This window comes from Kaarinaea lacus, assembly GCF_975902315.1.
The window spans coordinates 1-5,161 of record NZ_CDLKIE010000114.1 but is presented as its reverse complement, the minus strand read 5'-3'; the positions used below and the strand labels follow the sequence as shown (position 1 = coordinate 5,161).

Genomic DNA, 5,161 nt, shown 5'->3' with positions numbered 1-5,161 from the left:
GCTACGTTTGCAATGCCGTTTGATATCGATGCCAACATTGAAGTAATGCAGCTAGTCAACGGTGATGCTTTTGAAATCTACATGGCGAGTATTGGTGCAAGCTACAAATTCTAAGTGTGTCACAAAAAACAACTGCAGATTCCTCCATTTTTACCGATAGAGCAGTAGTTATCAGGAAAATTTAGTTCTCAGCAGAGGATAAGTTCATGAAACTACACAGCATAATTCTTCTGGTTATTATGAGCGTAAGCATGGCCGCATGTTCCAAGTCAGGCGAAGACGAAAATGGTGAACATTTTCTATCAGAGCAGCAACGTGCTTTGGAGCGAGCCAAGGATGTAAATAATTTGGTTCAGGATGCCGAAGAAAAGAGACGCCAGCAGCTTGAAAATATGGAGCGCTAATCCACCTGTTTCTTGAGTGAGATTCTTCGAAACCACCCGCCTGCCAAGACAGGTTCATCAACAACTAATTTCAAGTACGGGCATTTAGCCAATTCATGTTCAAAAACTACCGTTGTCTGCGTGGCGATATGCCTGATGATGGGATTTGCCAGTCGGCGTAAGACGGCTAATTGACCTGGTTTCAGGAATTTGTCCAATATGATTACGTAGCCTTCATTCTTAACGACTCTTTGGGCTTCCTGGAGTGCAAGTGTTGGATTTGGGACTACAGCCAGGATTAAATGCATTACGATCAAATCGAATGACGCGTCATCATACGGGAGATGCATGGCGTCTCCTAACTCCAGATTAATATCAACATTTCCTTTACGACGTTCTGCCTTGGATAGCATGCTTTGAGTCAGGTCTATGCCGGTATAACTCCTGTTGGAGGGCAGATGGGGAATATCCAGACCGGTACCAATACCAGTGATCAGGATTTTATCATCAGGTTTTGAAAGATCTTCGATCTGCTGCAGGCTGGCTTTTCGAATTGAATGGGTTGCCTTTGCTACGATGAGGTCGTAAAAAGGTGCTATTAATGTGTAGCTATGTTTCAGACCCATTGTAATTGATGTTCATATAGCAAGAACAGTAACTTTGTATTTTGCCAATGTGAATTGTAATGCCTAATGCAATTTATTTGGTAGTGACAAAGTGAAAGCAGGAATATCGGCATCAAAGGGAGTACCATCTTCGGAAAGCATTTGATAGCTACCCTCCATGCTGCCAACGGGAGTTTCAATGACCGTTCCACTCGTATACTGAAATGACTCTCCGGGTTTCAGGTATGGTTGTTCACCAACCACGCCTTCGCCATGAACTTCCTGCGTATTACCATTGGCGTCATTGATGATCCAGTGTCGTGTCAGTAGCTTGGCAGGTAATTGACCTTCATTGCGTATAGTTATGGTGTAGGCAAAAACATAACGATTCATATCAGGAGAAGATTGATCCTCCAGGTAGGAAGTTTCTACGTCAATGGCGATGTTATTTTGATCGTTTGTATTCATGGTTGTGAGCTAATTTGGTAATCCTGTGTAATGGTGATTATACCAAGTTACTCCGACAAATGGAGTAAATATATCGTTTATTATTTGAAGCAGGTTTGTAATATTATATTACAAACAGTTACTTGGCTTTTTCGGTATTGTCTTCGGTATTGTCGTGACTTTCCAGGTTCTTTTCCTTTGTTGTTTTCGAGGAAACTTCCGGATGTTCCGCAGTTTCACTGGCAGCTTCGCGAATTTTTACGATGACCCCACTTGGTTGGATGTCAATAGTCTCAGTATGGCCGCTTAATTCTGCAATATTTCGAGCCAGGGCATTATTTTTAATATCGCGATGGTCGAATATTATGTGTGTTATTCCTTTGATGATTTCAAGAAGTTCCGGGCCGTTTTCCCTTGCGGGAGGTAACCTTAGGACATCGCGCCTGCAGACAATCATGGTCTGGGCGGGCCACTGGCTCGCTGCCAGAAATGGTTTGTCAGGATCGCGTGCTTCTTCGGCCAGTCGTTGTATAAGCTGGTCTCTGGGTGTTAATACTTCACTGCTTAATTGAATGGCATAACTTTTATTGGCTTGCATAAATAACAGTGACACTGCCATGATGGCAATAAAAACAATACCGCGTTGCCCCAGGAAGTTCAGTGTCTTAAATGATTTATTCATGATGATAAGAACTGGTATGCTGCGGTAGAGTAGTACTGCTAACGCTATTAACGCCCAGTTATGATCAGCGGCAGTTAGACCGATCAGTATACTGAAAAGTAACATGCTGCCCATTAAGTTGTCTGAGAGTTTTTTGAAATCGCGATACAATAGATAGATTAGTGGGACGATTGCTATAGCGCCGCCTAGCCAATGCTCCTGGAAAGGCTCACGTAAGTTGTACCCCATGATGGCATTGTGCAGGGAAGTTAGTGGATTGCTACCCCATGCAATATCAATCCAGCCGGTTTGCATAGCCAGTATCACAATGACAGTAATCCCGATGCCAATCCATACTTGTTTCTTTTGTTTGTCTGACTTTGGTTTTTTATGCCATTGCCAGGCCAGAGCAAGCGGATAAGCTAGACCCATAGGATGCAATGTAATGGCTATGGCGACTACCAGCATTTGTATGAAATAGAGGCTGCTAATCGTGTGAGAAGATGCGCGATATTTGGTGTCAAGGTATAAGCCAATTCCAAAAATAGTAAGCAGGAATGGCGCAACAGCGATAGTGTCGGCAAGATAAATTATTGCCGGAGATATAAGAAACAAGCCGGTCGCAATAAGCGCGGATTCCTTACCGTCTGTAGTTTCTGACCATTTGTAAAGTAACAAAGCTGCTGCGAAACAGAACATTAAGGTAAACAGTTTTGCCGCAACCATGCTTCCCGGCCAATATAGTCCCAGGGGGATAAACAGTAGTGCGCGGAAATCTGGTCCACCGTAAGTTGCGACTGGATTAATAATTTGGTCCGAAACCGACCAGTTTAGAAGAAGCGCCATTGCAGCACCTTCATCCAGGTTAAACGCGTTGAATCTGACGAGCTGAAATAAAACTACGGCGCCGCCCCAGGCAGACATCATTAGTAAAAACAAAACGGGTTTTGGAATACGCTCTAACATATGGTGTTTTTCTCAGGTCTAATATACGAATTTGCCCGGTTGATTGCTAACTGCCTGGCAGAGTTAAGTAATGCTTATTACGTCGGATAATGAGTGGTGCATTCTACAACAAGTCAAATAGGCGAGGAAATAATCGGTAGTGAATTATCAGCGAAAATTTATCGGAGAAAAAGCTACTGGAAAACTAATTGCAGCATTTTGCCTCCGGTTTCTTTGGCGAGTTTGTCGTATGCCCACAAGGTGTCGGGATTCTGCTTGCCGATGGGTATTGTGAAAACCGGGCTGGGAATATCAAAGGGATGTATTTTATCATCGCTGGGTTCATCACCAATCAGTATATAAGCACCGGGTTTCGGTGCTTCGCGGACCGCATGACGAAATGCTTTGCCAATGGTTTCTTCAGATCCTATAAAAGGTGCGCCGCTCATTAAGTTGTCGAACATACTGCCCATAGTGCCCTTATAAGTAGCCGCCGTTCCATCAGAAAACCAGGTGATCGCGTCCAGCCGTTTTCCGGAACGGATCACAATCACTCGTAATACGGGGATCAAAAATGTCGTAGCGCCATGCATGGATCCTGTGCCATCAACCATTAAGTGTAAACTTTCACCGGGAATATCCTTGAGACCTTTCACGAACAAATCAAAGTCCTTACGGTTTTTACTGTTCTTGCCTAGTCCTACTGCTTCGAGCGAGTGCTCCATTTGTGATTCAACAGTCATGTTAACCATGCTGTCTATATCGCCTAATAGCCGTCGATTGGTGGATTGTGCCTGTTCGAGCTTTTTCTTTAAATCAGCTACGCTAGCTTTGAGTTGCGGTAGTTGGTTTTCTTCAGCGAGCTTGGAGGTGATCATGATGGTGACAAGCAAAAAGACAAACGTTGCTAACATCAGCAGTGCAATATCAGAAAAACTTTCATGAATGTTTGTTGATGAAGATCGCTTTTTTCTTGCCATAGCTTATTACCGCTAATCAATAGTTATATGGCATGGCCAGTCAGGTTTTACGAAAGCTTTTCTTGAATACTTTCCACCAGGCGCCGCGGTTCATGCGTCTTAATTGAAATTCGTGGCGGAGTGTATCCAGGTATTCTTTGCGTAATTTGATAGTTTCTTCCATGGAGTGGGGATTGTTGTCGCGTTTATGTAGTTCTGCTAATTCCTGCGAAAATTCCGCTACTATTGTTTTGGATTCATTGAGTATCTTTTTAAGGTATTCAATTCTCTGAGTTAAGGAGTCTATTTCCTGGTTTAGCGCACGTACATCACGTTCCGTTGATGGTTTGAAATCCGCAGAGCAATAGACCAGGCAGATTCTTGTTAATGCATTTTCCAGGCTATCCACGCCGTTTTCATCAATATGGCCATAGACACGCAGCAAAACACCACCTAATACTGAACCTAATAATGTTGTATAGAACGCTGTTCCCATGCCGCCCATGGCGCCGCGCAATCCACGTAGTAACTGTTCCTGATCTTGTCCCAGTGCCTCAAGAGAACTGGTAAGCCCTGTTAATGTTAGGGTTAATCCAACCACGGTGCCTACCAAACCAAGGGTGATTAACAAATTACCAATGACTTCTAATGCGTGCGCGGTGCGGCGGTATACTGCAAATTCCACATCCACCAGCGCTTCTATGTTGAGCTCGCCATTATTTCTGATAACAGTTTTTAGCGAATCAAAGAAATTCGCAACACAAAGCCGTTTCGAACTGTCCTCAATGCCGAGCCAACCTTTGGTTTTTGCGATGCCTTCAAGTAAATCAGCTTTGACTGATTCTAATGTGAGCAGAAGTGTGAGAATAAAGCTGGTGATGACGCCCATACCAAATAACGCAATGATTCCCCAAGTGATTCTTGAAGGATCATTTTGCACAAATTTCCACACATCGGTGTCCTGGTACATGCTGGCATATATCACAATGGCTGCTGCACTCCAGGTGATCCATAGTACCAATGCTCTATAACCGCGTTGTATCATGTTGTGAAATCCAGGTAAGGAAGTACTCGACTGTTTTGATCAAGATAAAAGGGCAAAGTTTTTATAATAATTGTGTGTTTATTATTGTGCTGCAAGTTTAAGCAGCTACTTTATAT

The 5,161-nt window shown here is 43.4% G+C and carries 6 protein-coding genes; 1 reads left to right on the top strand and 5 read right to left on the bottom strand.

Going from position 1 to position 5,161, the window contains the following annotated elements; all coding sequences use genetic code 11:
- Nucleotides 1-206 precede the first annotated feature (206 nt).
- Nucleotides 207-404 (top strand): hypothetical protein, encoded by a 198-nt coding sequence (locus tag ACWVCM_RS03000; protein WP_455200225.1) that lies wholly within the window; start codon nt 207-209, stop codon nt 402-404.
- On the opposite strand, the gene ACWVCM_RS02995 is transcribed toward ACWVCM_RS03000, so the two are convergent.
- The 5 genes from ACWVCM_RS02995 to ACWVCM_RS02975 all read right to left on the bottom strand — a co-directional run bounded on the left by ACWVCM_RS02995 (nt 401) and on the right by ACWVCM_RS02975 (nt 5,045).
- Nucleotides 401-1,009, bottom strand: a complete 609-nt coding sequence (locus ACWVCM_RS02995) for a class I SAM-dependent methyltransferase (RefSeq protein WP_455200224.1) — start codon at nt 1,007-1,009, stop codon at nt 401-403. The genes ACWVCM_RS03000 and ACWVCM_RS02995 overlap by 4 nt on opposite strands.
- 63 nt (nt 1,010-1,072) lie before the next feature.
- Nucleotides 1,073-1,456 carry a Co2+/Mg2+ efflux protein ApaG gene (apaG, locus tag ACWVCM_RS02990; RefSeq protein ID WP_455200223.1) on the bottom strand — a complete coding sequence of 128 codons (384 nt, stop codon included), beginning with the start codon at nt 1,454-1,456 and terminating at the stop codon, nt 1,073-1,075.
- 118 nt (nt 1,457-1,574) lie between these two features.
- Nucleotides 1,575-3,062: a hypothetical protein gene (locus ACWVCM_RS02985; protein ID WP_455200222.1), complete on the bottom strand. Its 1,488-nt coding sequence runs from the start codon at nt 3,060-3,062 to the stop codon at nt 1,575-1,577.
- 173 nt (nt 3,063-3,235) lie between these two features.
- The gene (locus ACWVCM_RS02980) at nt 3,236-4,021 is read right to left on the bottom strand and encodes a hypothetical protein (RefSeq protein ID WP_455200221.1); all 786 of its coding nucleotides are present in this window, start codon (nt 4,019-4,021) and stop codon (nt 3,236-3,238) included.
- Between the two features lie 40 nt (nt 4,022-4,061).
- Nucleotides 4,062-5,045 (bottom strand): MotA/TolQ/ExbB proton channel family protein, encoded by a 984-nt coding sequence (locus ACWVCM_RS02975; RefSeq protein ID WP_455200220.1) that lies wholly within the window; start codon nt 5,043-5,045, stop codon nt 4,062-4,064.
- Nucleotides 5,046-5,161 lie beyond the last annotated feature (116 nt).

Coding starts and splice junctions, on each gene's coding strand:
- apaG (WP_455200223.1), bottom strand. CDS start 1,456: ATGAATACAAACGATCAAAATAACATCGCCATTGACGTAGAAACTTCC.
- ACWVCM_RS02995 (WP_455200224.1), bottom strand. CDS start 1,009: ATGGGTCTGAAACATAGCTACACATTAATAGCACCTTTTTACGACCTC.
- ACWVCM_RS02975 (WP_455200220.1), bottom strand. CDS start 5,045: ATGATACAACGCGGTTATAGAGCATTGGTACTATGGATCACCTGGAGT.
- ACWVCM_RS03000 (WP_455200225.1), top strand. CDS start 207: ATGAAACTACACAGCATAATTCTTCTGGTTATTATGAGCGTAAGCATG.
- ACWVCM_RS02985 (WP_455200222.1), bottom strand. CDS start 3,062: ATGTTAGAGCGTATTCCAAAACCCGTTTTGTTTTTACTAATGATGTCT.
- ACWVCM_RS02980 (WP_455200221.1), bottom strand. CDS start 4,021: ATGGCAAGAAAAAAGCGATCTTCATCAACAAACATTCATGAAAGTTTT.